This is a genomic window from Cupriavidus ulmosensis (assembly GCF_977008105.1).
In genome coordinates this window covers 1,192,866-1,217,725 of the sequence record NZ_CDRMWP010000001.1, presented here as the reverse complement: position 1 = coordinate 1,217,725, position 24,860 = coordinate 1,192,866, and the positions used below count along the sequence as shown (strand labels likewise).

The following is a 24,860-nucleotide window of genomic DNA, read 5'->3' as shown; positions in this document are numbered from 1 at the left end:
TCAGAAAACTTGATGTTCGAACACGAAACGCAAGAGTATAGCCCAAATCCCGAGGCCAAACAAACACTTAGAGCGATTGACGCGACACCCCGCCACGGGCATCGTGGCGAAAACCCCGACAGGAGAGCATCGCATGCGTTCCTACCTTCACATTCGTGCCCGCCGCGCCCTGCTGGCGGGCTGGCTTGCCGCCGGCGCCTGGCTCGGGCATGCGGCCGCCGCCGGCGCCGCCGAGGCCTTGCCGCTGGACCGCATCAAGCTGCCGCCCGGCTTTCGCATCGAAGTGCTGAGCCAGGCGGTGCCCGAGGCGCGCGGCATGACCATGTCGCCGGCCGGCACGCTGTTCGTGGGCACGCGCGGCGAAGGCAAGGTGTACGCCATCGCCGCGCCACTCGCCGGCAACCCGCAGGTGCGCACCGTCGCCACCGGGCTGACCATGCCGGTCGGCGTGGCGTTCCGCGACGGCGCGCTCTATGCGTCCTCGACCTCGCGCATCGTGCGCATCGACGGCGTGGAGGCCCGCCTGGACAATCCGCCCGCGCCCGTCGTGGTGAGCGACCGCTTTCCCGGCGAAACGCACCACGGCTGGAAGTTCATCGCGTTCGGCCCGGACGGCTATCTCTACGTGCCGGTCGGCGCGCCGTGCAATATCTGCAAGCCGGACGAGAACCGCTACGCCAACATCATGAAGATGAAGCCCGACGGCAGCGACCTGCAGGTGGTGGCGCGCGGCGTGCGCAACACGGTCGGCTTCGACTGGCAGCCCGGCACGCGCGAGCTCTGGTTCACCGACAACGGCCGCGACAACCTCGGCGACGACGTGCCCGACGACGAGCTCAACCACCTCGCCCGCGCCGGCCAGCACTTCGGCTATCCGTACTGCCATGCCGGCGACATCGCCGACCCGGAATTCGGCAAGCAGCGCGCCTGCGCCGAGTTCGCGCCGCCGGCGGCCAGGCTCGGCGCCCACGTTGCCGCGCTCGGCATGCGCTTCTATGCCGGATCGCAATTTCCTGCCGAATATCGCAACAATATCTTTATTGCCGAACATGGCAGCTGGAACCGCAGCCAGCCGGTCGGCTACCGCGTGGTCCGGGTGGTGCTCGACGGGCGCGGCCAGGCCGTGCGCAGCGAGGTATTCGCGCAAGGCTGGCTGCAGGACGGCCGGCCGTGGGGCCGGCCGGTCGACGTGCAGGTGGCGCCCGATGGCTCGCTGCTGGTCAGCGACGACATGGCGGGCGCGATCTACCGCATCCGCTATGCGCCATGAAATGGGCGCCGCGAAATAAGCGCCGCCAAATGAAGCACGCCGGGGTTTCATCGCTGCGTCATGACGCGGCGGCGGGGGCGAAACAATCCGTTACACCGGTAACGGCTTTTGCATAGGCGCGCCGGATGCGCGTGCGTACCATGATTCCATCTTCCGACAACATCGCCGCGCGACAGGAAACTGGGATTCCGCATGTTCCCCCGCACTCTCCTGCGCGACCCGGTGGCGGGCATCCTGCTGGCCGTGCTTCTGCTCGGCCTCAGCGGCGCCGGCCATGCCCAGGTCGCGTTCTGGCAACATAGCCGACCCGACGGCCGGAGCCTGGCCAATGCCCGCGCGCAGGCGGGCCAGGGCGGCTGGGAAATGGCCAGCGTGCGCGCCGAACGGCAGGATCACGTGCGCGCCCAGATCGAACGCATGGAAGCGCGCGCGCGCGCCGACGACCGCCTCAGCGGCCGCGCGCTGCCGCCCCAGGAACGCGAGGACGAGCGCGCCCGCCCGTCCGAGCGCAGCGCGCAGGCGGACCCGGTGCGCGGCGAGCAGCGCAACTCCGGCGTCGGCCCCGGCTGGCAGGCGCGCGGACGCGACGGCGGCCGCTAGCCGGATCGCCGGATCGGGCGCCGCGCCCGGATTTTCCCGCTTTTGCGCCCGCTTTTGCGCCCTTCCCCCGATTGCCGATCCGCCCCGCGCGCGCCGCGGCGGCGGCGCGCCCGTGCGGCATCGTGCGCATTGCCGGCGTCATGCGGCGGCGTACAATGAGCGCCGGCGCCAGCACGGCTGGCCCGTGACCGCCCCCGCCGGCAGGTTCCGCCGGCCCTCACTTCGTCGCCGCCCATGCCCGTCGCCACCCAAGTCCCCGCCGCCGCCAAGACCGCCGCCACCGGCAAATCCAAGCTGGCCACGGTCGCCCTGGCCTTCCTGTGCGGCAGCCTCGGGCTGCACCGCTTCTACCTGGGCGGGCTGCGCGACAAATTCGGCTGGGCCCACCTGCTGGCCACGCTGGCCGGCGCCACCGGCGTGGCGTCGATGCAGACCGGGGCCGGCTCGCCCGCGCTGAACTGGACCTTCGCGGTGGCCGGCGGCGCCTCGCTGATCGCCGCCTTCCTCACCGCCATCGTGTACGGGCTGCGCGCCGACGACAAATGGGACGCGCGCTTCAACCCGCACGGCCAGCCCACCCGCTCGGGCTGGCCGGTGGTGATCCTGGTCATCCTGTCGCTGCTGATCGGCACCGGCCTGCTGATGGCCGGCCTCGCCATCAGCTTCCAGACCTTTTTCGAATCCCAGGTCGAGGCGGCGCGGGCGCTCTCGCAGTAACCGCGGCCACGCGGCCCGCCGCCCAACGCGGCCATGCGCCGCGCCTTCCCGTTCCAGCCAGCCACGCGGCGGCCCGCCGCCGCCATGACGCCGCCATGCCGTCGGTTCGCCACGGTTTGCGCCACATCAGCAAGCCGCCGCGCGATGCGCCTATGATGCCAACGCCGGCGCGCGACAGGCGCGCGCGTGGCTCAACCGAAAGGAGCGCCGCCGAATGGACCGTCACGAACCCGCGCAGGGCGAAACCCATCAGCACGTCCATCCGCCCCAGGACGGCGGCATGGGCGCCGGCGGCCATCCGCACGACCACGACCATCACCACCATCACGCCCATGCGCCGGCGCCCGGCCCCCGGCAATCCCCGGACGCCGCGCCGGCGCAGGAAGGCACCATCTACACCTGCCCCATGCATCCGGAGATCCGGCAGGATCATCCCGGCAACTGCCCGAAATGCGGCATGACGCTCGAGCCGCTGATGCCGGAACTGGAAGCGGAGGAGAACCCCGAGCTGGCTGACTTCCAGCGGCGCTTCTGGTGGACCCTGCCGCTGACCGCCGTGGTGTTCGTGCTGGCCATGTTCGGGCACCAGCTCGGCTGGATGGCGGCCGCGACGCAAAGCTGGGTCGAGCTGGCGCTGTCCACGCCGGTCGTGCTGTGGGCGGGGTATCCGTTCCTGGCGCGCTGCGTGCGCTCGTTCGCGCAGCGCAGCCCCAACATGTGGACGCTGATCGGCCTCGGCACCGGCGCGGCCTACGTCTACAGCGTCGTCGCCACGGTGGCGCCGGGGCTGTTCCCGCAGGACTTCGCCATGCATGGCCGCATCGGCGTGTATTTCGAGGCCGCCGCGGTCATCATCTCGCTGACGCTGGTCGGCCAGCTGCTGGAGCTCAAGGCCCGCTCGCAGACTTCGGCGGCGATCCGCTCGCTGCTCGGCCTCGCGCCGAAGACGGCGCGCCGCCTCAACGCCGACGGCAGCGAGGAGGATGTGCCGCTGGCCCACGTGCACGTGGGCGACCGCCTGCGCGTGCGGCCGGGCGAGAAGGTGCCGGTCGACGGCGTGGTGGCCGAAGGCGGCAGCTCGGTCGACGAGTCGATGATCACCGGGGAGCCGATGCCCGTGACCAAGCGCGCCGGCGACCACGTCATCGGCGCGACCATGAACGCCACCGGCAGCCTGGTCATCGTGTCCGAGAAAATCGGCTCCCAGACCGTGCTGTCGCAGATCGTGCAGATGGTGGCGCAGGCGCAGCGCTCGAAGGCGCCGATGCAGCGCATGGCGGACAAGGTGGCCGGCGTGTTCGTGGCCGTGGTCATCGCCGTCGCCGTGCTCACGTTCCTGGCGTGGGGATTGTGGGGCCCGCAGCCAGGCTGGGTGTACGGCCTCATCAACGCCGTCGCGGTGCTGATCATCGCCTGCCCGTGCGCGCTCGGGCTGGCGACCCCGATGTCCATCATGGTCGCCAGCGGCAAGGGCGCGTCGAACGGCGTGCTGTTCCGCGATGCGTCGGCCATCGAGAACCTGCGCAAGGTCGACACGCTGATCGTCGACAAGACCGGGACGCTCACGGAAGGCCGCCCGGCCTTCGAGCGCGGCCTCGGCATCAACGGATTCTCCGACCAGGAAGTGCTGCGCCTGGCGGCCAGCCTCGACCAGGGCAGCGAACATCCGCTGGCGGCCGCGCTGGTGGAGGCGGCGCGCCGGCAGAACCTGCCGCTCGACACGGCCGCGGATTTCGAGTCGGGCACCGGCATCGGCGTGCGGGGCACCGTGGCGGGCCGCAAACTCGCGCTCGGCAATACCGTGCTGATGGCGGCCGCGGGCGTCTCCGCCGCCGCCCTGAGCGAGGCCGGCGACGCCCTGCGCACGCAGGGCGCGAGCGTCATGTACCTGGCCGTCGACGGCACGCTGGCCGGCCTGCTGGCGGTGTCGGATCCGATCAAGGCGACCACGCCGGAAGCGCTGCGCAGCCTGCAGGCGCAGGGCATCCGCGTGGTGATGGCCACCGGCGACGGCGTGGCCACGGCCCGGGCCGTGGCCGGCAAGCTGGGGATCGGCGAATACCACGGCGAGGTCAGGCCGGCGGACAAGCTGGCGCTGGTCGCCCGGCTCCAGCAGGAAGGCCGCGTGGTGGCGATGGCCGGGGACGGCATCAACGATGCGCCGGCGCTGGCCAAGGCCGACGTCGGCATCGCGATGGGCACCGGCACGGACGTGGCCATGAACAGCGCCCAGGTCACGCTGGTGAAGGGCGACCTGCGCGGCATCGCCCGCGCCCGCAAGCTGTCCGAGGCGACCATCCGCAACATGAAGCAGAACCTCGGCTTTGCCTTCGTCTACAACGCGCTGGGCGTGCCGCTGGCGGCCGGCGTCCTGTATGGCGCGACCGGGATGCTGCTGTCGCCGATGTTCGCCGCGCTGGCCATGAGCCTGAGCTCGGTGTCGGTGGTCTCCAATGCGCTGCGCCTGCGGCGCGCGGCGGTGTAGGCCAGCGAGGGCGGACACCGCGCGCAGCGCTTCAGAACAGCAACTGCTGCGCGGACGGCGGCTCCGGCACGCGGAACAGGTCGGCCCGCAAGGGCGGGCGCTGCTGGTTGAGCCCGAAGCGGCGGCAAGCCTGCGCGAAGCGCTTGCCGACCAGCTCGGCGAAGATGCCGGTGCCGCGCATGCGCTGGCCGAATTCGGACTGGTTGTGCTTGCCGTCGCGGATCTGCTCGATCAGGCTCATGACGTGGCGGCGCCGCCCCGGGTAGTGCTGCTCCAGCCATTCGACGAAGAGGTCCCGCACCTCCAGCGGCAGGCGCAGCATGACGTAGCCGGCCGCCCCGGCGCCGGCCCCGGCGGCGGTCTCGAGCACGCGCTCGATGTCGAAGTCCGTCAGCGCCGGAATGATCGGCGCCACGATGACGCCGGTGGGAATGCCCTGCCCGGCCAGGCGCCGCACGCCCTCCATGCGCCTGGCCGGCGTATTGGCGCGCGGCTCGAGCCGCCGGGCGATGTCCGCGTCGAGCGTGCCGATCGAGACGTAGACCCGGGCCAGGCCCCTGGCCGCCATGCGGGCGAGGATGTCGGCGTCGCGCGTGACCAGCGACGATTTGGTCGTGATGGCCACCGGATGGTTGAATTCCTCCAGCACCTCCAGGATGGCGCGCGTCAGCCGGTGCTCCCGCTCGATCGGCTGGTAAGGGTCGGTATTGGTGCCGAGCGCGATCACCGAGGGCACGTAGTGCTTCTTGCTCAGTTCCCGCCGCAGCAGCTCGGCCGCGTTCGGCTTGGCGAACAGTTGCGTCTCGAAGTCCAGCCCCGGCGACAGCCCGAGGTAGGCGTGGGTCGGGCGCGCGAAGCAGTACGAGCAGCCGTGCTCGCAGCCGCGGTAGACGTTGATCGACTGGTCGAACGGGATGTCGGGCGACTGGTTGCGCGTGATGATCGATTTCGCCGCCTCGAGGACCACGATGGTCTTGCGCGGGGGCAGTTCGCCGTGGGCTTCCAGGACCGCCGCGAGGCCGTCGTCGTCGGGCTCGCGCGACCAGCCGTCGAAGCGGGATTCGACGTTGGAAAGCGCCCCGCGGCCGCGCTGGAAACCGGTCTTGAGTGACGCCATGACAACTCCTGCTGCGCGTTACGATGTACTGTATAAATATACAGTATCGAGGCGCCGCATGCAGGTTTTCCGGGGGCGTGGCGGCGCGCGGGAAAGCGCCGCGGGCTGGCGGGCCGCCCTCAGGCGAGCGGCGCCTTTTCGTCGACGGCGATCGCCAGTGTCTCCTTGATCTCCTCCATCACCACGTAGCTCTTGGACTGCGCGGCGCCGGGCAGCTGCAGCAGGATGTCGCCGAGCAGGCGGCGGTACTCGCCGATCTCGCGGATGCGCGCCTTGATGAGGTAGTCGAAATCGCCGGACACCAGATGGCATTCGAGCACTTCCGGGATGCGCGAGACCTCGCGGCGGAACTGCTCGAACATGTTGCCGGACTTGTTGCCCAGCGAGATCTCCACGAACACCAGCAGGCCGCTGCCCAGCAGGGCCGGATTGAGCCGCGCGTAGTAGCCCATGATCACGCCGTCGCGCTCCATGCGCTTGACCCGCTCGATGCAGGGCGTGATGGTCAGCCCGACGGCCTCGGCCAGCTCTTTCATCGACATCCGCCCGTCGGCCTGGAGCAGCGCCAGTATCTTGCGGTCCAGCCGGTCGAGGCTACGCACCGGTTGCCGGCTCGTTCTCATGAGTAGTTCCTGTTTCCTTGAAAATTACGATAACTATGACTGCATATATTTAAATAGTATAGAGAGAATTACTTTATCCACCCTCTTTTTTGGTTTCGAGCCCCCGACTATGCGAGTTCTCGTCCTTGGCAGCGGTGTAATCGGCGTGACAAGCGCCTGGTATCTGGCCCGCGCCGGCCACGAAGTCACCGTGATCGACCGCGAGGCCGCGCCCGCGCTCGGCACCAGTTTCGCCAACGCCGGGCAGATCTCGCCCGGCTACGCATCGCCGTGGGCCGCGCCCGGGGTGCCGCTCAAGGCCATCAAGTGGATGTTCCAGGAACACGCGCCGCTGTCGGTGCGCCCGGACGGCACGCTGTTCCAGCTGCAGTGGATGTGGCAGATGCTGATGAACTGCTCGGCCGAGCGCTACGCCACCAACAAGGAACGCATGGTGCGGCTGGCCGAGTACAGCCGCGACTGCATCCGCGCGCTGCGCGCCGATACCGGCATCGCCTACGAAGGCCGCCAGCAAGGCACGCTGCAGGTCTTCCGCACGCAGGAGCAGCTCGACGGCGCCGCCAAGGACATCGCCGTGCTCGAGCAGGCCGGCGTACCCTACCAGTTGCTGTCGCGCGGGGATCTCGCCGCCAGCGAACCGGCGCTGGCCGCGGTCAGCCACAAGCTGAGCGGCGGCCTGCGGCTGCCCAACGACGAGACCGGCGACTGCCAGTTGTTCACCACCCAGCTCGCGGCGATGGCCGAGGGCCTCGGCGTGAAGTTCCACTACGACCGCACCATCGACGGGCTGCTGACCCGCGGCGACACCGTCACCGGCGCGATGATCGGCGGCCAGCCGGTGACGGCCGACCTCGTGGTGGTGGCGCTGGGAAGCTGGTCGACGCCGTTCCTGAAGAACATCCTGCCGGGCCTCTCGAACCTGCCGGTCTACCCGCTCAAGGGTTTCTCCATCACCGTGCCGATGGCCGACGCGGAGCGCAGCCCGGTGTCGACCGTGCTCGACGAAACCTACAAGGTCGCCATCACGCGCTTCGACGACCGCATCCGCGTGGGCGGCATGGCCCAGATCGTCGGCTACGACCGTTCGCTGGACCCGTCCAAGCGCCGCACGCTCGAGCACGTGGTGACCGACCTGTTCCCGGGCGCCGGCGACGTCAGCCGCGCCACCTTCTGGACCGGCCTGCGCCCGATGACGCCGGACGGCACGCCCATCGTCGGCCCCACGCCGCTCAAGGGCCTGTGGCTCAATACCGGCCACGGCACGCTGGGCTGGACCATGGCCTGCGGCTCGGGCAAGCTGCTGTCGGACCTGGTGTCCGGCACCTCGCCGGCCATCCGCGCCGACGACCTGTCGGTGACGCGCTACCTCAAGCAGCCGGGCGCGCGCGCCGCGCACCGCCCCGCGGTGGCCTGAGCGGCCGGCCAGGCCGGCTTGCGGTCTTCCTTCTCCGGTCTGCACGCCGCGTGCGGGAAAGGGGAGCAACCCCTCGGCACGCGGCGCGTTAAACGGCGCTTTATCAGCAAAAAGGGCGACCCTTTCGGGGCCGCCCTTTTTGCCTCTGCTTCACTACCGTCAGAACTGCGCTTCGCTCAAGGCGTTGACCGGCGCCGCGCCGGCCACGATGGCATCGCGCAAACCCGACGCCTGCGACAGGATATGCTCGGCGAAGAAATGCGCCGTGGCGATCTTGGCGCCGTGGAACGCCGCGTCCTCGCCGTGCTTCGCCTGCGCGGCCAGCATCGCGCGGGCGAGCTGCCAGCCCGAGAACACGATGCCGCACAGCTTCAGGTAAGGCACGCTGCCGGCGAACACCGCGTTGGGGTCCGTCTTGGCATGGCCGGCCACGAACGCCACCGCGGCTTCGAGCGCTGCGCGGCCCCGCGCCAGTTGCGCCTGCACCGCCACGAAGGCCGCGCCGCCCTGCTTACCCAGCGCGGCCTCGGTCTCGGCGATCTGCGCGCAGATCGCGCGCGCGGTCGCGCCGCCGTCGCGCGCGGTCTTGCGCCCGACCAGGTCGTTGGCCTGGATGGCGGTGGTGCCTTCGTAGATCGGCAGGATGCGCGCGTCGCGGTAGTGCTGCGCGGCGCCGGTCTCCTCGATGAAGCCCATGCCGCCGTGCACCTGCACGCCGAGGCTGGTGACTTCGATCGACAGCTCGGTGCTCCAGCCCTTGACGACGGGAACCAGGAACTCGTAGAAGGCCTGGGACTGCCGGCGCACGGCCTCGTCCGGGTGCCGGTGCGCGGTGTCGCACGCGCCCGCGGCCACGTAGGCCACCGCGCGCGCGCCTTCGGTCAGCGCGCGCATGGTCATCAGCATGCGCTTGACGTCGGGATGGTGGATGATGGTGACCGCCTCGCGCGCGGAGCCGTCGACCGGGCGGCTCTGCACGCGCTCGCGGGCGAAGGCCACGGCCTGCTGGTAGGCGCGCTCGGACACCGCCACGCCCTGCATGCCGACCGAGAAGCGCGCCGAGTTCATCATGATGAACATGTACTCGAGGCCGCGGTTCTCCTCGCCCACCAGCGTGCCGATGGCGCCGCCGTGGTCGCCGAACTGCAGCACGGCGGTGGGGCTGGCCTTGATGCCGAGCTTGTGCTCGATCGACACGCAGTGCACGTCGTTGCGCGCGCCGGTGGAGCCGTCTTCGTTGACCAGGAACTTGGGCACGATGAACAGCGAGATGCCCTTCACGCCCTCGGGCGCATCGGGCGTGCGCGCCAGCACGAGATGGACGATGTTCTGCGCCATGTCGTGCTCGCCGTAGGTGATGAAGATCTTGGTGCCGAACACCTTGTAGGTGCCGTCGCCCTGCGGCTCGGCGCGCGTGCGCACCGCGGCCAGGTCCGAGCCGGCCTGCGGCTCGGTCAGGTTCATGGTGCCGGTCCACTCGCCCGAGATCAGCCTGGGCAGGAAGACGGCCTTCTGCGCGTCGCTGCCGGCGGTGAGCAGCGCCTCGATGGCGCCGTCGGTCAGCAGCGGGCACAGCGCGAACGACAGGTTGGCGCTGTTGAGCATCTCGTTGCAGGCGGTGGCGATCAGCTTGGGCAGGCCCTGGCCGCCGAAGTCCGGCGAATGCAGCACGCCCTGCCAGCCGCCTTCGGCGAACTGGCGGAAGGCTTCCTTGAAGCCGGCCGTGGTCGTCACCACGCCGTCCTTCCAGCTGCTGGGGGCGGTGTCGCCGATGCGGTTGAGCGGCGCCACCACCTGCTCGTTGAACTTGGCCGCCTCGTCGAGCACCGCCTGCGCCGTCTCCGGCGTGGCGTCCTCGAAACCGGGCAGCTTGCTGACTGCGTCGAGGCCAGCCAGTTCGTTCATCACGAACAGCATGTCCTTGAGCGGGGCACGATAGGTCATCGATGTCTCCGGGTATGTATGAAAAAGCCGTTCGCGGACGGACCCGGAACGGCTTGCACTTTCTGGCCGGGCCCTGCGGGCCCGCGCGATCAGCCCAGCGCCGCCACCAGTTCCGGCACGACGGTGTTCAGGTCGCCGACCAGGCCGTAGTCGGCCACCGAGAAGATCGGCGCCTCGGCGTCCTTGTTGATCGCCACGATCACCTTGGAGTCCTTCATGCCGGCCAGATGCTGGATCGCGCCCGAGATGCCGACGGCGATGTACAGCTGCGGCGCAACGATCTTGCCGGTCTGCCCGACCTGGTAGTCGTTCGGCACGAAGCCGGCGTCCACCGCGGCGCGCGAGGCGCCCATCGCGGCGTTCAGCTTGTCGGCCAGCGGCGTCAGCACCTTGGTGTAGTTCTCGCCCGAGCCCACGCCGCGGCCGCCGGACACGATGATCTTGGCGGCGGTCAGTTCCGGGCGGTCGCTCTTGGTGACTTCGCGCGAGACGAATTGCGAGATGCCCGTGTCGGCCACGGCCGGCAGGTTCTCCACGGCGGCCGAGCCGCCTTCGGCGGCGGCGGCGTCGAAGCCGGTGCCGCGCACGGTGATGACCTTGACCTTGTCCGACGACTGCACGATCGAGATCGCGTTGCCGGCGTAGATCGGGCGCTCGAAGGTGTCCGGGCTGTCGACCTTGGTGATGTCCGACAGTTGGGCCACGTCCAGCTTGGCGGCCACGCGCGGCAGGATGTTCTTGCCGTAGGCGGTGGCGGGCGCCAGGATGTGGCTGTAGTCGCTGGCGATGGCCAGCACCTGCTCGGCGATGTTCTCGGCCAGGCCGTCGCCGAAGTACGGCGCGTCGGCCAGCAGCACCTTGGCCACGCCGGCGATCTTGGCGGCGGCCTCGGCGGCGGCCTTGGCATTGGCGCCGGCAACCAGCACGTGGACGTCGCCGCCGCACTGGACGGCCGCGGTCACGGTGTTCAGCGTGGCCGACTTGATGGATTGGTTGTCGTGTTCAGCAATGACGAGTGCAGTCATGTTTTATCTCCTGGCGCTCAGATGACCTTGGCTTCGTTCTTCAGCTTCTGCACCAGCGTCGCGACGTCCGGCACCATCACACCCGCGCTGCGCTTGGGCGGCTCGACGACCTTGACGGTCTTCAGGCGCGGCGCGACGTCGACGCCGAGGTCCTCGGGCTTGACGGTCTCGAGCGGCTTCTTCTTGGCCTTCATGATGTTGGGCAGCGTGACGTAGCGCGGCTCGTTCAGGCGCAGGTCGGTGGTGACCACCGCCGGCAGCTTGAGCGACAGCGTTTCCAGGCCGCCGTCCACTTCGCGCGTCACCGAGGCCCGGCCATCGGCGACCGTCACCTTGGAGGCGAAGGTGGCTTGCGGCAGGCCCGCCAGCGCGGCCAGCATCTGGCCGGTCTGGTTGGAGTCGTCGTCGATGGCCTGCTTGCCCAGGATCACCAGTTGCGGCTGTTCCTTCTCGACCAGTGCCTTGAGCAGCTTGGCCACGGCCAGCGGCTGCAGGTCTTCGTTCGACTCGACCAGGATGCCGCGGTCGGCGCCGATCGCCATCGCGGTGCGCAGGGTTTCCTGGCATTGCGCCACGCCGCACGACACGGCGATCACCTCGGTCGCCACGCCGGCTTCCTTCAGGCGCACCGCTTCTTCCACGGCGATTTCGTCAAACGGGTTCATGCTCATCTTGACGTTGGCCAGATCCACGCCCGTGCCGTCCGACTTGACCCGGACCTTGACGTTGTAATCCACCACGCGCTTGACTGCGACGAGTACTTTCATGCGCTCACTCCACTGATAGTCGATAGTCAGAAATTTGGTTCGCCCGCCATTATAACCACCGGGTCGGCGGCCTTCTTGTTTTTCGAACGGTCGTACTATTTTATCGGCAAAGAATTGCCGGGCATAGCCCGGCAGCGTGAAAACCTCGCGCCATTGTGCCGCGGACTGCCCAGCGGCACGCCGGTCTGCGGGTTTTTCTCCAACTTACCAGGCGGTAATCACCGAATCCTTGTACGTGCTCAGCACGTACTGCTTGACCTCGGGCGAGTGGTAGGCCTTCACCAGCTTGGCCACCCACGGCTTGTTCCGGTCGGCCTCGCGGATGGCGATCAGGTTGGCGTAGGGGCCCTTCGGGCCTTCCATCGCGATCGCGTCCTTGGTCGGCGACAGGCCGGCGGACTCGGCATAGTTGCCGTTGATGGCGGCGGCGTCGAGGTCGTCCAGCGAGCGCGGCAACTGGGCCGCGTCGAGTTCCACGATCCTGATCTTCTTCGGGTTGGACACGATGTCCAGCGGCGTGGCCTTCAGGCCGGCATCCGGGCGCAGCTTGATGATGCCCTTGCTCTGCAGCAGCAGCAGGCCGCGGCCGCCGTTGGTGGGGTCGTTGGGCACGCCCACGCGCGCGCCGTCCTTGAGCTGGTCGAGCGACTTGAGCTTCTTCGAGTACACGCCCATCGGGAAGGTCACGGTGAAGCCGACGTGGGTGAACTTGTAGCCGCGGTCCTTGATCTGCGCTTCCAGGTACGGCAGGTGCTGGTAGCTGTTGGCGTCGAGGTCGCCCGCGGCCAGCGCGGCGTTGGGCTGGATGTAGTCGCTGAACTCCACCAGCTGGATGTTGAGGCCGTCCCTGGCCGCGACCTTCTTCACCTGCTCCATGATCTGGGCGTGCGGGCCGCCCGTGACGCCGACCTTGATCGGCTTTTCCTGCGCGATGGCGCCGGTGGCGAAGGCGGCGCCGATGGCGGCGCCGGCGATCCATTGCAGCACGTTGCGACGTTGCATGACTGGCTTCCTTGTTTCCCGAATGCTCTGATTGCCGGTTTTCTTCCGCGTGTCCCGGCGCTGACTTATTGCTTACTTATGGCTGATGCGCCGCACCAGCCAGTCGCCGAAGCTCTGCACCGCCTGCACGAAGACGATCAGGATCAGCACCACCGCCACCATCACCTCGGTGATGTAGCGCTGGTAGCCGTAGCGGATGCCGAGGTCGCCCAGCCCGCCGCCGCCGATGGCGCCGGCCATCGCCGAGTAGCCCACCAGGCTGACGAAGGTGATGGTCAGGCCCGCCACGATGCCGGGCATGGCCTCGGGCAGCAGCACCTTCATGACGATCTGGCCGGTGGTCGCGCCCATCGACTGGGCCGCTTCCACCAGGCCCTTGTCGACCTCGCGCAGCGCGCTTTCCACCAGCCGCGCGATGAACGGGATCGCGGCGATGGTCAGCGGCACCACGGCCGCCGTGGTGCCGATCGACGAGCCGACGATGAAGCGCGTAAACGGGATCACCACCACCAGCAGGATGATGAACGGAATCGAGCGCACCGCGTTGACCACCACGCCGATGGTGCGGTTGAACAGCGGGTGCGACAGCACGCCGCCGCGGTTGGTCAGGTGCAGCAGCACGCCCAGCGGCACGCCGAACAGCGCCCCGACCACGCCCGAGATGCCCACCATCAGCAGGGTCTCGTTGAACGAGGTCAGGAACAGGTCAAACATTTCAGACCACATGCTCGATCTCCTCCACTACCACGCCTTGCTCCTGCAGGAAGGCCATCGCGGCCTTGACGTCGGCCGGCTCGCCGGTGGCCATGATGGCCAGCGAGCCGAAGGCCTGCCCCTGGATCTCGTCGATGTGCCCGTGCAGGATGTTGAAGTCCAGCCCGTGGCGGCGGATGGCCTGGGCCAGCACCGGCTGGTCCACGCCGGCGCCGGTGAAGGCGAGGCGGTAGACGTGGTCGCGGCCGTTGCCGAGCCGGCTTTCCACGCGCTTGAGCACGCTCGCCGGCAGCTCCTGCGCGATCACGTCGCCGATCATGGCGCGCGTGACCTCGTGCTGCGGGCGCAGGAAGACGTCGATCACGCGGCCGCTTTCCACCACCTGCCCGGCTTCGAGCACGGCCACGCGGTCGCACACCTGTTTGATCACTTCCATCTGGTGCGTGATCATGACGATGGTCAGGCCCAGGTCGCGGTTGATCTGGCGCAGCAGTTCCAGGATGGCGCGCGTGGTTTCCGGGTCGAGCGCCGAGGTGGCCTCGTCGGACAGCAGCACCTTGGGCTTGCTCGCCAGCGCGCGGGCAATGCCCACGCGCTGCTTCTGCCCGCCGCTGATCTGGGCGGGATAACGGTCCTTCAGCGCCGACAGGCCGACCAGATCCAGCAGCGGCAGCACCGTCGCGGAGATCTCGCTCCTGGACTTGCCGGCCAGCTCCAGCGGCAGCGCCACGTTGTCGTACACAGTGCGCGACGACAGCAGGTTGAAATGCTGGAAGATCATGCCGATGTCGCGGCGGGCCTGGCGCAGCGCGCCGCTGCCGAGCGCGGTCAGGTCCTGGCCGGCGACGATCACGCGGCCGGCGCTGGGCCGGTTGAGCAGGTTGATGGCGCGCACCAGCGTGCTCTTGCCGGCGCCGCTGCGGCCGATGATGCCGAAGACCTCGCCGGGGGCGATGGACAGGCTGACATCCCGCAATGCATGCACTTCGCCCGACCCGCCGGGAAAGCGCTGCGATAGACCTTGCAGTTCGATCATGTGAAATGAAAACGGCAACAGGCGAGAAATGTCTCAAGCGCTGTTGCCGCATCTTGTTTTTTTTGGCGAAGCTCGCATTTTAAGCGATCCGCTTCATACCAGAAACGACTTTTTGCCGATGTCTTTATATGTTCACGGCATATGGAACGGCAAAAAGCTGCTTAGGCGCCCCGCCACGAAGGGGGCCGCTTGTCCAGGAAGGCCTGCACGCCTTCCAGTGCCGCGTCGTCCATCATGTTGCAGGCCATCGTCTGGCCGGCCAGCTGGTAGGCCGCCTCGATGCCCATCTCCAGCTGGCGGTAGAACAGCCCCTTGCCGGCGGCCACCGCCGCGGCCGGCTTGGCGCAGATGCTGGCGGCCAGGCGCACGACCTCGGCGTCGAGCGCGTCGGCCGGCACCACGCGGTTGACCAGGCCGCGCTCGCGCGCCTGTGCCGCATCGATCATGTCGCCGGTCAGCAGCATCTCCAGCGCCTGCTTGCGCGAGACGTCGCGCGACAGCGCCACGCCCGGCGTCGAGCAGAACAGGCCGAGGTTGACGCCGGACACCGCGAAGCGGGCGTCGTCGGCCGCCACCGCCAGGTCGCACATCGCCACCAGTTGGCAGCCGGCGGCGGTGGCGATGCCCTGCACGCGCGCGATCACCGGCTGCGGCATCTTGTGGATCGCCATCATCATGCGCGTGCAGCGGTCGAACAGCGCGCGGTAGTAGGCATGCGACGGGCTGGCGCGCATCTCGCGCAGGTCGTGGCCGGCGCAGAAGGCGCGCCCGGCCCCGGCCAGCACCACCACGCGCACGGCGGGATCGGCGGCGATGCGGGAGAAGGCGGCGGCGAGCGCGTCGAGCAGGCCCTCGGACAAGGCGTTGAAGGCCTCGGGGCGGTTCATGGTCAGCCGCAGCACGCCCGCGGCGTCCAGGCTCTCGGCCAGCAGCGGCGTGGCCGCGCGGTTGTCGGTTTCTGCCATGCCGGCGGTCTCCTGTATTTGCTGTTTCTTATTGTTCGAGCAGCACCTTGAGGTGCGCCAGCACGCTGCGCCCGAGCGCGCTGAGGTTGTAGCCGCCCTCCAGGCAACTGACGATGCGCCCGCTGGCGTGGGCGCGGGCCACTTCCATCAGTTGCGCGGTGATCCAGGCGTAGTCCTGCTCGACCAGGCCCATCTGCCCGAGGTCGTCCTCGCGGTGGGCGTCGAAGCCCGCCGAGATGAACAGCATCTGCGGCTTGAAGTCGTGCAGGCGCGGCAGCCAGATCGTCTCCACCACCTCGCGCACCGCCAGCCCGTTGGTATAGGCCGGCAGCGGGATGTTCGACATGTTGGCGGCGATGTGCTCGGTGCCGCTGTAGGGATAGAACGGGTGCTGGAAGAAGCTGCACATCAGCACCCGCTGGTCGCAGCGGAACGCCGCCTCGGTGCCGTTGCCGTGGTGCACGTCGAAATCGACGATGGCCACCCGCTCCAGCCCGTGCGCGGCCAGCGCGTGGCGCGCCGCCACCGCCACGTTGTTGTAGAAGCAGAAGCCCATCGCGCGGTCCGGCTCGGCGTGGTGGCCGGGCGGGCGCACGCAGCAGAAGGCGTTCTCGATCTCGCCGGCGATCACCGCGTCGGTGGCGGCCACGGCGGCGCCGGCGGCCAGCCCGGCGGCGGCCAGCGTGTGGCTGTTCATCAGCGTGTCGGGGTCGATCGGGTGATAGCCGCTGGCGGGGCTGGCGGCGGCCAGGCTGGCGACGTATTCCGGCCGGTGCACGCGCCCGATCTGCTCGGCCGTGGCGGGCGGGGCTTCGCGCCGGTCCAGCAGGCCATCCATGCCGTGCGAGATCAGCTGGTCCTCGATGGCCTGCAGGCGCTCCGGGCATTCCGGATGAAAATGCCCCATCTCATGCAGCAGGAATTCGGGATGCGTGTAGAAGCCTGTCGGCATGTCTTCTTGCTTTATGGTTGTCTCCAATCGCTACGTTAGCACATGCCGGCGCGGCCACCCAGCGGGGCGCCGCGCGCGCACCATCCGCTATACTCGCAGCGACTTGCAAAGGACACCATGACCGACATCCAGCGCTCCTTGCGCCGCCCCTTGCTGGGCGCCGCGCTTTCCGCTGCCGCATTGAGCTTGTGCGGCGTCTCCCCCGCCCTGCTTGCGGCCGGCAAGCGCCGCGTGAGCGTGCGCGAAGAAGAGATCGAGCCGGGCCGCTACCGCGACAACCCCAGGAGCCGCGCGTTCATCGACGACATGGTGGCGCGCCACGGCTTCCCGCGCGCCACGCTCGAAGACTGGTTCGGCCAGACCGTCTATTCGTCCACGGTGGCGCGCCTGATCATGCCGCCGGCCACGCCGGGGCGCAAAAGCTGGCGCGCCTACCGCTCGCGCTTCATCGAGCCGATCCGCATCAACGCCGGCGTGCGCTTCTGGCAGCAGAACCGCGACACGCTGCGCCGCGCCGAGGCCGAGTTCGGCGTGCCGGCCTCGGTGATCGTCGGCATCATCGGCGTGGAGACCATCTACGGGCGCGACATGGGCACGTTCCGCGTGATCGACTCGCTCTCCACGCTGGCCTTCGACTACCCCGACACGCCCAACCGCGAGGCCCGCACCACGCTGTTCCGCAACCAGCTCTCCGACTACCTGCTGTGGTGCCGCGACACCGGCACCGACGTGTTCTCGGTGCTGGGCTCCTACGCCGGCGCGATCGGCATCCCGCAGTTCATGCCCACCAGCCTGCGCGAGTACGCCATCGACTACGACGGCGACGGCCACATCGACCTGCGCAACAGCCCCACCGACGCCATCGGCAGCGTGGGCCGCTTCCTGCAGCTACACGGCTGGGAACAGGGCCGCCCGGTGGCGTGGCGCATCGCGCCCGACGAAGGCAGCCGCGGCATCGCCACGGCCGCGGCCGACGGCGAGCCCTGGCCGACCCGCACGCTCAGCCAGTTGCTCAAGGCCGGCCTGCGCGTGGACGAGCCGATCGACCTCGCGCGCGAAGGCGAGACCGGCGTGCTGGTGGTGGACCTGCCCACGCCGGGCGAGACCACCGACTACATGCTGGGCCTGCGCAATTTCTACGTGCTCACGCGCTACAACCGCAGCTTCTTCTACGCGCTGGCGGTGTACCAGCTCGGCGAAGCGGTCAAGGCGGCGATGGCCTGACGCTAGTCGCCGCCGCCGGCAAACAAAAAGCCCCGCTGCCATGAGCGGGGCTTTTTGCTGGCGCGCGCGATGCCTGTGGCGTGTGGCGCGGGCCTCAGGCCGGGAACACCCCGGTGGACAGATAGCGGTCACCGCGATCGCACACCACGAAGACGATGGTGGCGTTCTCCACTTCCTCGGCGATGCGCAGCGCCACGCACAGCGCGCCGGCGGCGGAGATCCCGCAGAAGATGCCTTCCTCGCGCGCCATGCGGCGCGCCATGTGCTCGGCGTCGCCCTGGCTGACCAGTTCGGTGCGGTCGATGTACTTGGGATCGTAGATCTTCGGCATGTACGCCTCCGGCCACTTGCGGATGCCGGGAATGCGCGAGCCTTCGGCCGGCTGCGCGCCGACCACCTGCACCGCGGTGCTCTGCTCCTTGAGGTAGCGCGACACGCCGGTGATGGTGCCGGTGGTGCCCATCGCCGAGACGAAGTGAGTGATGCGCCCTTCGGTCTCGCGCCAGATCTCGGGGCCGGTGGTCTCGTAGTGGGCCAGCGGGTTGTCCGGGTTGGCGAACTGGTCGAGGATCACGCCGCGGCCGTCGCGCTCCATCGAGTCGGCGAGGTCGCGCGCGTACTCCATGCCGCCCTTGACCGGCGTGAGGATGATCTCGGCGCCATACGCGGCCATGCTCTGGCGGCGCTCCATGCTCAGGTCCTCGGGCATGATCAGCACCATCTTGTAGCCGCGGATGGCGGCGGCCATCGCCAGCGCGATGCCGGTGTTGCCCGAGGTGGCCTCGATCAGCGTGTCGCCCGGCTTGATGCGGCCGCGCGCCTCGGCGCGGGCGATCATCGACACCGCCGGCCGGTCCTTGACCGAACCCGCCGGGTTGTTGCCCTCGAGCTTGCCGAGAATTACGTTGCCACGCGGGGCGCCGGCGGCGCCGGGGATGCGCTGCAGTTGCACCAGCGGCGTATTGCCGATGGTGTCTTCGATCGTCTTGTAGGCCATGATGAGCGGGATTCCGAATGTCGGCGGACATTGTAATCCAGCCGTAATACTCGCGCCGGCAGGCGCGCCGGGCCGCCGCGGCTGCGACAGCCCGCCTCATGGCAAGGCCGGCGGGACAGCAAGCGTCAGGCCTCGGCCTCGCCGCCCTTGCGCTCGCCCAGCAGGTGGTACAGCAGGATGGCGCCGAAGGTGGCGGTGCCGATGCCGCCCAGCGTCATGCCGCCGAGCTTGAGGGTCAGGTCGCCGGCGGCCACGGTCAGCGTGGCGCCTACCGTGATGAGGTTGCGCGAACTGGAGAAGTCCACCTTGTTCTCGACCCAGATGCGCCCCGCGGTGGCCGAGATCAGGCCGAACACGACGATGGTCAGGCCGCCGATCACCGGCCCCGGGATGGTCAGGATCAGCGCGCCGAACTTGGGCGAGAAGCCCAGGATGAGCGCCACCACCGCGGCCACCACGAAGATCAGCGTGGAGTAGATCCGCGTCACCGCCATCACGCCCATGTTCTCGGCGTAGGTGGTCACGCCGGTGCCGCCGCCGCCCGCCGAAATGATGGTGGCGATGCCGTCGCCGATGAACGCGCGGCCGATGTACGGGTCGAGATTGCGCCCGGTCATCACGCTGATGGCCTTGATGTGCCCGAGGTTCTCGGCCACCAGCACGATCGCCACCGGCGCGATCAGCAGCATGGCGCTGGCCTGGAACACCGGCGAAGTGAACACCGGCAGGCCGAACCAGCTCGCCGCGGCCACGCCGGAGAAGTCGATGGTCTTGCCCAGCCCCATGAGGTTGGTGCAGACGTAGTACAGCAGGTAGCCGAACAGCCCGCCGACCAGCACCGGCAGGCGGCGCAGCATGCCCGGCGCGTGCACCGCCACCAGGCCCACCGCCAGCACCGTGGCCAGGCCGACCCAGGTGTCGAGCGCCGCGCCGCTCACGGCCTTGACCGCCACCGGCGCGAGATTCAGGCCGATGGCCGCGACGATGGCGCCCGTGACCACCGGCGGCATCAGCCGCTCCACCCAGCGGTAGCCCACCGCCTGCACCACCAGCCCGATGACGAGGTAGAGCGCGCCCGCGGCGATGATGCCGCCGAGCGCGACCGGGATGTTCGGGTTCGGGCCGCTGCCGGCATAGCCGGTGGCAGCGATCACCACCGCGATGAAGGCGAAGCTCGAGCCGAGGTAGCTCGGCACCCGGCCGCGCACGCACAGGAAGAAGATCAGCGTGCCGATGCCGGAGAACAGGATCGCGATATTGGGATTGAAGCCCATCAGGATCGGCGCGATGGCGGTCGAGCCGAACATCGCCACCACGTGCTGGATGCCCGCCAGCACGGTCTGGCCGGCAGGCAGCCGCTCGTCGGGCGCGATCACGCCATGTGTCTTCAGCCGCCACCTGGGCAGGAATCCCGCGTCCTCACCATTTGCCATCGTCGAGCTCCCTTTCTTGTCCTTGGCCTGGAGATCCGGCCTGGGTTGGTTTGTCGTGGCCGCGCGGCCGGCTCGGTCCGCGCGGGCGTGCGCATGATACCGCGCGGCCGCATTCATGCGAAGCCACCGGGACTAGCACAAGCCGTACCAGCACATGCCAGCGCGGGCATGCGGCCTTGCCACGATCGTGGTGCATGAAGGCAGGAAGCCCCGGACGCGGCCGGGGCTTCGACGGTGCGCCGCGCGCCGCGCGCCGCGCGCGACGGCATACACGATGGCATGCGCGACGGCTTGCGCGATGACACGCGGCGCGGCGCTCCGGGGGCTCGGGTTACTTGAGGGCCTTGGCCGGCGCCTTCTCCGCGGGCCTGGCCTCCTTCTTCGCCACGGCCGCGGCAGCGGGCTTCGGCGCGGCGCCCGCGCCGATGGTCATGCCGGCTTCCTGCAGCCGCGCCACCGACTTCTGGCCCAGGCCCTTGACGCGGTCGGCGAGGTCGGCCGCATCCCTGAAGGGTCCGCCCTTGGCGCGCTCGGCCACGATGGTGCTGGCCGTGGCCGGGCCGATGCCCTTGAGCGTCACCAGCGTGGCCTCGTCGGCGGTGTTCACGTCGACGGCGGCATGGGCCGCGCCCGCCAGCGAAAAGCAGAGCGCAAGCGCAAGCACCGCATGCCTGGACACCAGCCTGACCGACTGCGCGAGCGAGTGCCTGATCGAGTGCGGAATCGACTGCTTGAGCGATTGCATGAGCGACCGCGTGCGTGACTGCACGAGCGATTGCATGAGCGACTGCCTGATTGCCTGATTGCGCATTGGAGATTCTCCTGTCCGTTGTGAAGGTTGCCGCGTCCTGACTGGACGCCGCAAGACCGAGGATAGAAGCGCGCGGCGCGCCTGGCGCATCCTGCAACCAAAGTTCACGTCGGCTACCAGGATGTGTCCGCGCGCGGCTCCAAAAGAAAAACGCGCGCCGAAGCGCGCGTCCAGGCTGTCAGGAAGATCAGCTTGCCGCTTGCGTTTTCCCCGCTCCCGCGTGCGGGAGAGGGGAGCAGACCGGCGGCAATCGAAGGTTCCGCGTCAATCCGGCCACGGGCCGCGGTGCGCGGCCTCAGCCCCGGCGCTGCAGCAGCCAGCGGCAGTAGCGCGACACGCCTTCCTCGACCGTGTAGAACGCATCCTTGTAGCCGGCCGCGCGCAAGCGCGACATGTCGGACTGCGTGTAGCACTGGTACTTGCCGCGCAGCGCGTCGGGGAACTTGATGTATTCCACCAGCCCTTCCTGCACCAGCTCGTCCAGGCTCAGGCGCGGCTTGTCCTCGGCTTCGCGCAGCGTGTTGACTACGGCGCTGGCGATGTCGTTGAACGGCTGCGCGTGGCCGGTGCCGAGGTTGAAGATGCCCGACTTGTCCGGATGCTCGAGGAAGAACAGGTTGACCTTCACCACGTCCTCGACCGAGACGAAATCGCGCGTGTGGCCGCCGGGGCCGTAGCCGCCGTATTCGCCGAACAGCTTGACCGTGCCGTCGGCGCGGAACTGGTTGAAGTTGTGGAACGCCACCGAGGCCATGCGCCCCTTGTGCGCCTCGCGCGGGCCGTAGACGTTGAAGTAGCGGAAGCCCACGATCTGCGACAGCGCCGACGGCAGCGTGCGCCGCACCACCTGGTCGAACAGGAACTTGGAGTAGCCGTAGACGTTGAGCGGCTGCTCGTGCTCGCGGTCTTCCCGGAACACCTGCGAGGCGCCGTAGGTGGCCGCCGACGAGGCGTAGAGGAACTGCGCGCCCTGCTCCAGGCAGGCTTCCATCAGCGCGCGCGTGTAGCGGTAGTTGTTCTCCATCATGTAGCGGCCGTCGTGCTCCATCGTGTCGGAGCAGGCGCCCTCGTGGAACACCGCGCGCACCTTGCCGAAGTCGCCGCGCGCGAAACGGGCCAGGAATTCGGTCTTGTCGACGTAGTCGCGGATGTCGCAGTCGACCAGGTTGTGGAATTTCTCCGCGCGCGTCAGGTTGTCGACGGCGACGACATTGTCCTCGCCGCGGTCGTTCAGGCCCTTGACGAGGTTGCTGCCGATGAAGCCGGCCGCGCCGGTAACGATGATGGTCATGTGCGTGAGGACTCGTGCGAGCCGGAAGACGGTGCCGCGCCCTGCGCCGGCGTACCGAACAGTTCAGGATAGGTGACCACGGCGGTGCCGAGCTTGCCCACCACGATGCCGCCGGCGCGGTTGGCGTGCTGCACGGCCTCCTTGAGCGGCACGCCCGCGCCGAGCATGGTGGCGAGCGTGGCGATCACGGTGTCGCCGGCGCCCGAGACGTCGTAGACCTCGCGCGCCTGCGCCGACACGTGCAGCACTTCGGCCTCGGTGTAGAGCGTCATGCCCTCTTCCGAGCGCGTCAGCAGCAGCGCTTCCAGGTGCAGCTCGCGGCGCAGGTTCTGGGCGCGGATGGTGAGGTCGGACTCGGTCTTCCAGGCCCCCACCACGTGGCGCATCTCGGCGCGGTTGGGCGTGATCAGCGTGGCGCCGCGATAGCGCGAGTAGTCGTCGCCCTTGGGATCGACCAGCACCAGGCAGCCGGCCGCGCGGCCCGCTTCCACCATGCGGCCCACGTGCGCCAGCCCGCCCTTGCCGTAGTCGGACAGCACCAGCACCTTGTATTCCTTGACCAGGGTCTGGAAGCGCTCCTGCACGGAAAGCAGCACCTCGTGCGCGGGCGGGTTCTCGAAGTCCACGCGCAGCAGTTGCTGCTGGTGCGCCACCACGCGCAGCTTGATGGTGGTGTTGACGCTCGCGTCGCGATGCAGGTAGGGCTGCACGTGGCTGGCCGCCAGCAGGGTCTCGAGCGTGCGGCCGGGCTCGTCGTCGCCGACCACGCCGAGCATGCCGACGCTGGCGCCGAGCGCGGCCGCGTTGCGCGCCACGTTGGCCGCGCCGCCGAGGCGCTCGTCGCTGCGCTTGATCTGCACGACCGGCACCGGCGCTTCCGGCGAGATGCGCTCCACGTCGCCGAACCAGTAGCGGTCCAGCATCATGTCGCCCGTCACCAGGATGCGGGCTTGATTGATCTGTTGCAGCGGAATGTGGTTCTTGCTCATGGAATCCTTGGCAACGCGGCCCGGTCCGTCAGCCAGCGCGTCGGCTTGTTCTTCCCGTTGGTTTCTCGGTTAGCGCGTCGTGGTCGGCCGCCCGATCGCATGATATTCGATGCCTGCTTCCTGCATGGCCTCGGGCTCGTACAGATTGCGTCCGTCGAAGATGACGGGCGCCGTCAGGCGGCGCTTGATCTGGTTGAAGTCGGGGCTGCGGAAGACCTTCCATTCCGTGACGATGACCAGCGCGTCGGCGCCGTCCAACGTGTCCATCTGCGCGTCGCTGAAATGCACGCGCGCGAAGCCGCCCTCGATGTCGGCGAGGTCCTCCTCCAGCACGCGGCGCGCCTCGGCCATCGAGATCGGGTCGTGCACGCGCAGCGCGGCGCCGCGCGACACCAGCGCGCGCGCCAGCACCCGCGACGGCGCCTCGCGCATGTCGTCGGTGTTGGGCTTGAACGCCAGGCCCCACACCGCGAAGGTGCGCCCCGCGAGATCCTCGCCGAAGCGGCGCACGATCTTGTCGGCCAGCACCTGCTTCTGCGCGTCGTTGACGGCCTCGACCGCCTCCAGCACGCGCATGGGCTTGCCGTGCGCGCTCGCGGTGCGCATCAGCGCCTGCACGTCCTTGGGAAAGCACGAGCCGCCGTAGCCGGCGCCGGCATAGAGGAAACTATAGCCGATGCGCGGATCGGAGCCGATGCCCATGCGCACCAGCTCGATGTCGGCGCCGACCTCGTCGGCCAGGTTGGCCAGCTCGTTCATGAACGAGATGCGCGTGGCCAGCATCGAGTTGGCGGCGTACTTGGTGAACTCGGCCGAGCGCACGTCCATGTAGAAGGTGCGCTCGTGGTTGCGGTTGAACGGCGCGTAGAGCTGGCGCATGATGGCCTTGGCGTGGCGGCCCGCGACGTCGGCGTCGCAGCCCAGCACGATGCGGTCGGGGCGCATGAAGTCCTCCACCGCGGCGCCTTCCTTGAGGAACTCGGGGTTGGACACCACCGAGAACTGCAGGTCTTCCAGGCTGCGCGCGGCCAGCTCGGCACGGATCGCCTGGGCGACGCGGTCGCCGGTGCCGACCGGCACGGTCGACTTGTCCACCACCACCTTGAAGCCGGTCATGTGGCGGCCGATGTTGCGCGCCGCCGCCAGCACATACTGCAGGTCGGCCGAGCCGTCCTCGTCGGGCGGCGTGCCGACCGCGATGAACTGCACGTCGGCGTGCTCGACGCTCGCCGCCACGTCGGTGGAAAAGGTCAGCCGGCCGGCCTCGCGATTGCGCAGGATCAGTTCCTTGAGGCCCGGCTCGTAGATCGGCACGCCGCCGGCGTTGAGCAGCGCGATCTTGCGCTCGTCCACATCCAGGCAGAACACGTCGTTGCCCAGTTCGGCCAGGCAGGCCCCGGTCACTAGACCGACGTAGCCGCTGCCGATAACGGTGACTTTCATAGCTTGTACTCCAGATAGGGATTGGCGTGCGACGCCGGGGC

Annotated in this window: 22 protein-coding genes; 6 read left to right on the top strand and 16 right to left on the bottom strand. The window is 69.0% G+C overall.

The features are described from left to right. The first annotated feature begins 133 nt into the window (after positions 1–133). The 4 genes from ACWTPI_RS05575 (at position 134) to ACWTPI_RS05560 (ending at position 5,072) form a co-directional block, all read left to right on the top strand. Entirely contained in the window at positions 134–1,270 is a 1,137-nt protein-coding gene (locus tag ACWTPI_RS05575) for a PQQ-dependent sugar dehydrogenase (protein ID WP_454731150.1), read from the top strand. Between the two features lie 192 nt (positions 1,271–1,462). Beyond that, positions 1,463–1,870, top strand: a complete 408-nt coding sequence (locus ACWTPI_RS05570) for a hypothetical protein (RefSeq protein WP_020201008.1) — start codon at positions 1,463–1,465, stop codon at positions 1,868–1,870. Between the two features lie 234 nt (positions 1,871–2,104). Beyond that, positions 2,105–2,587 (top strand): NINE protein, encoded by a 483-nt coding sequence (locus ACWTPI_RS05565; RefSeq protein ID WP_454731149.1) that lies wholly within the window; start codon positions 2,105–2,107, stop codon positions 2,585–2,587. Between the two features lie 214 nt (positions 2,588–2,801). After that, positions 2,802–5,072 (top strand): copper-transporting P-type ATPase, encoded by a 2,271-nt coding sequence (locus tag ACWTPI_RS05560; protein WP_454731148.1) that lies wholly within the window; start codon positions 2,802–2,804, stop codon positions 5,070–5,072. 31 nt (positions 5,073–5,103) lie between these two features. On the opposite strand, the gene ACWTPI_RS05555 is transcribed toward ACWTPI_RS05560, so the two are convergent. Further along, positions 5,104–6,189, bottom strand: a complete 1,086-nt coding sequence (locus ACWTPI_RS05555) for a PA0069 family radical SAM protein (protein WP_454731147.1) — start codon at positions 6,187–6,189, stop codon at positions 5,104–5,106. A 119-nt stretch (positions 6,190–6,308) separates the two neighbouring features. Then, a complete protein-coding gene (locus tag ACWTPI_RS05550; RefSeq protein ID WP_029043186.1) occupies positions 6,309–6,812 on the bottom strand; it encodes an Lrp/AsnC ligand binding domain-containing protein in 504 nt (167 codons plus the stop codon). Between the two features lie 109 nt (positions 6,813–6,921). Between ACWTPI_RS05550 and ACWTPI_RS05545 the strand changes: the two genes are divergently transcribed. Continuing rightward, positions 6,922–8,226 carry a D-amino acid dehydrogenase gene (locus tag ACWTPI_RS05545; RefSeq protein ID WP_059410802.1) on the top strand — a complete coding sequence of 435 codons (1,305 nt, stop codon included), beginning with the start codon at positions 6,922–6,924 and terminating at the stop codon, positions 8,224–8,226. Between the two features lie 159 nt (positions 8,227–8,385). Here the strand turns inward: ACWTPI_RS05545 and ACWTPI_RS05540 are convergent, their stop codons facing one another. From ACWTPI_RS05540 to ACWTPI_RS05505, 8 genes are all read right to left on the bottom strand, one after another. Next, entirely contained in the window at positions 8,386–10,170 is a 1,785-nt protein-coding gene (locus ACWTPI_RS05540) for an acyl-CoA dehydrogenase (protein WP_020201002.1), read from the bottom strand. An 89-nt stretch (positions 10,171–10,259) separates the two neighbouring features. Further along, a complete protein-coding gene (locus ACWTPI_RS05535) occupies positions 10,260–11,195 on the bottom strand; it encodes an electron transfer flavoprotein subunit alpha/FixB family protein (protein ID WP_059410801.1) in 936 nt (311 codons plus the stop codon). Between the two features lie 17 nt (positions 11,196–11,212). Then, complete coding sequence (locus ACWTPI_RS05530; RefSeq protein WP_020201000.1) at positions 11,213–11,962, bottom strand: electron transfer flavoprotein subunit beta/FixA family protein; 750 nt, start codon at positions 11,960–11,962, stop codon at positions 11,213–11,215. A 204-nt stretch (positions 11,963–12,166) separates the two neighbouring features. Next, on the bottom strand, positions 12,167–12,964 hold the full coding sequence (locus ACWTPI_RS05525; protein WP_020200999.1) for a MetQ/NlpA family ABC transporter substrate-binding protein: 798 nt from the start codon (positions 12,962–12,964) through the stop codon (positions 12,167–12,169). A gap of 72 nt (positions 12,965–13,036) precedes the next feature. Continuing rightward, on the bottom strand, positions 13,037–13,690 hold the full coding sequence (locus ACWTPI_RS05520; RefSeq protein ID WP_029043184.1) for a methionine ABC transporter permease: 654 nt from the start codon (positions 13,688–13,690) through the stop codon (positions 13,037–13,039). After that, positions 13,680–14,714, bottom strand: coding sequence for a methionine ABC transporter ATP-binding protein (locus ACWTPI_RS05515; protein ID WP_020200997.1), 1,035 nt, complete (start codon positions 14,712–14,714; stop codon positions 13,680–13,682). The genes ACWTPI_RS05520 and ACWTPI_RS05515 overlap by 11 nt, the downstream gene beginning before the upstream one ends. Positions 14,715–14,875: 161 nt before the next feature. Further along, a complete protein-coding gene (locus tag ACWTPI_RS05510) occupies positions 14,876–15,679 on the bottom strand; it encodes an enoyl-CoA hydratase (RefSeq protein WP_454731146.1) in 804 nt (267 codons plus the stop codon). A gap of 28 nt (positions 15,680–15,707) precedes the next feature. Continuing rightward, positions 15,708–16,631 carry a histone deacetylase family protein gene (locus tag ACWTPI_RS05505; RefSeq protein ID WP_020200995.1) on the bottom strand — a complete coding sequence of 308 codons (924 nt, stop codon included), beginning with the start codon at positions 16,629–16,631 and terminating at the stop codon, positions 15,708–15,710. 117 nt (positions 16,632–16,748) lie between these two features. Between ACWTPI_RS05505 and mltB the strand changes: the two genes are divergently transcribed. Beyond that, the gene (gene mltB, locus ACWTPI_RS05500) at positions 16,749–17,855 is read left to right on the top strand and encodes a lytic murein transglycosylase B (protein ID WP_020200994.1); all 1,107 of its coding nucleotides are present in this window, start codon (positions 16,749–16,751) and stop codon (positions 17,853–17,855) included. Between the two features lie 94 nt (positions 17,856–17,949). On the opposite strand, the gene cysM is transcribed toward mltB, so the two are convergent. From cysM to ACWTPI_RS05470, 6 genes are all read right to left on the bottom strand, one after another. Further along, complete coding sequence (gene cysM / locus ACWTPI_RS05495) at positions 17,950–18,852, bottom strand: cysteine synthase CysM (protein ID WP_454731145.1); 903 nt, start codon at positions 18,850–18,852, stop codon at positions 17,950–17,952. 125 nt (positions 18,853–18,977) lie between these two features. After that, positions 18,978–20,285 (bottom strand): solute carrier family 23 protein, encoded by a 1,308-nt coding sequence (locus tag ACWTPI_RS05490; RefSeq protein WP_454731144.1) that lies wholly within the window; start codon positions 20,283–20,285, stop codon positions 18,978–18,980. A 331-nt stretch (positions 20,286–20,616) separates the two neighbouring features. Next, the gene (locus ACWTPI_RS05485; RefSeq protein WP_020200991.1) at positions 20,617–21,096 is read right to left on the bottom strand and encodes a helix-hairpin-helix domain-containing protein; all 480 of its coding nucleotides are present in this window, start codon (positions 21,094–21,096) and stop codon (positions 20,617–20,619) included. Positions 21,097–21,391: 295 nt separating this feature from the next. Beyond that, positions 21,392–22,387: an ADP-glyceromanno-heptose 6-epimerase gene (gene rfaD, locus ACWTPI_RS05480; protein WP_020200990.1), complete on the bottom strand. Its 996-nt coding sequence runs from the start codon at positions 22,385–22,387 to the stop codon at positions 21,392–21,394. Beyond that, on the bottom strand, positions 22,384–23,376 hold the full coding sequence (rfaE1, locus tag ACWTPI_RS05475) for a D-glycero-beta-D-manno-heptose-7-phosphate kinase (RefSeq protein WP_020200989.1): 993 nt from the start codon (positions 23,374–23,376) through the stop codon (positions 22,384–22,386). Before rfaE1 ends, rfaD begins: the two co-directional genes overlap by 4 nt. 69 nt (positions 23,377–23,445) lie before the next feature. Beyond that, positions 23,446–24,819, bottom strand: coding sequence for a UDP-glucose dehydrogenase family protein (locus tag ACWTPI_RS05470; protein ID WP_020200988.1), 1,374 nt, complete (start codon positions 24,817–24,819; stop codon positions 23,446–23,448). Positions 24,820–24,860: the final 41 nt, after the last annotated feature.